Origin of the sequence: Methylobacterium sp. J-088 (genome assembly GCF_022829295.1) — a bacterium.
Classification (GTDB): Bacteria; Pseudomonadota; Alphaproteobacteria; order Rhizobiales; family Beijerinckiaceae; genus Methylobacterium.
In genome coordinates this window covers 1-1184 of record NZ_JAKSYH010000127.1, presented here as the reverse complement: position 1 = coordinate 1184, position 1184 = coordinate 1, and the positions used below count along the sequence as shown (strand labels likewise).

2 protein-coding genes are annotated in these 1184 nt (G+C 72.1%); both read left to right on the top strand.

What is annotated here, in order from left to right; all coding sequences use genetic code 11:
• Positions 1–34: 34 nt before the first annotated feature.
• Positions 35–826 (top strand): sugar transferase, encoded by a 792-nt coding sequence (locus MKK63_RS13440; protein ID WP_244002474.1) that lies wholly within the window; start codon positions 35–37, stop codon positions 824–826.
• A 122-nt stretch (positions 827–948) separates the two neighbouring features.
• Positions 949–1179: a hypothetical protein gene (locus tag MKK63_RS13435; protein WP_244002472.1), complete on the top strand. Its 231-nt coding sequence runs from the start codon at positions 949–951 to the stop codon at positions 1177–1179.
• The last annotated feature ends 5 nt before the right edge of the window (positions 1180–1184 follow it).

The following is a 1184-nucleotide window of genomic DNA, read 5'->3' as shown; positions in this document are numbered from 1 at the left end:
GTTCGCCATTGGGCTCGCCAAAGGAGCTGAGACCATGCTGACTCATGCTGATCCCGCCGCCTCCGCGGACTTCGTTGCGGCGCACCGTCGGGCGGAGCAGCCGGAGGTTGCCGAGCCGGTTGCAGCCCACCTCGTCGGTCAGGTCAGCGGCGCCGCCGAGGCTGTGACCGGCCTGGTCCTGCCGGAAGTCCCCTTCGTCGCCCGCGGCCTGCGCCTGAACTGGGCGGCCAAGCGCGGCCTCGATGTCAGCGTGGCCGTCACCGCCCTGTTCCTGCTGCTGCCGCTCCTCCTGCTCATCGCCCTCCTGGTCTGGGCCGGCGACGGCCGGGCCCCGATCTTCCGCCACATGCGCCTGGGCCGCGACGGCCGCTCGTTCGGTTGCCTCAAGTTCCGCTCCATGGTCACCGACGGCGAGGCGGTGCTGGCCGCCCATCTGGCCGCCGACCCGCGGGCCCGGGCCGAATGGGCCGCCACGCATAAGCTCAGCAACGATCCGCGCATCACCGCGATCGGGCAGGTGCTGCGCAAGACCTCCCTCGACGAGCTGCCGCAGCTCTGGAACGTGCTGCGCGGCGAGATGAGCCTGGTCGGCCCCCGCCCGATCGTGCCGGCCGAGGTCGCCCGCTACGGCCGCGCGTTCCAGACCTGCTTTGCCGTGCCCCCCGGGGTGACCGGGTTGTGGCAGGTGTCGGGCCGCTCCGACACGAGCTACGCCGAGCGGGTGGCGCTGGATCTGGATTACGCCAGCCGCTGGAGCCTGCGCCGGGACATCGCGATCATGCTGCGCACCATCCCGGCGGTGCTGGCCCAGCGCGGCAGCCGGTGAAGCGGCCGGTGTGATCGCTTCTTCGGCGGGTGCGGGACGCGCGCTGAGGCAGGCCCGGGCGCGATGGCGCGGGCATCGGGATCGGTCTACCACCCGACCCAAGGGGACGGGGACGGGCGGCGATGAAGGGTCTGTTGCTGAACGCGCTGCTCGGGCTTGGTCTGGGCCGGTTCGGCTCGGTGTGGTGGCTGCTGGCGTTCCTGCCGGTGGTGGCGGGTGAGTTGGCCTACGGGGTGTACATCCATCACCTCAGCACCGGCGGGAGCATGCGCCGTGGCCTCGCCCTGATGGTCTGCGGGCAGCTCGGCTTCCTCCTCGGCGCCCTGATGCGGCCCATGCGCGGCGAAACCTGACCCGC

Coding starts and splice junctions, on each gene's coding strand:
- MKK63_RS13440 (WP_244002474.1), top strand. CDS start 35: ATGCTGACTCATGCTGATCCCGCCGCCTCCGCGGACTTCGTTGCGGCG.
- MKK63_RS13435 (WP_244002472.1), top strand. CDS start 949: ATGAAGGGTCTGTTGCTGAACGCGCTGCTCGGGCTTGGTCTGGGCCGG.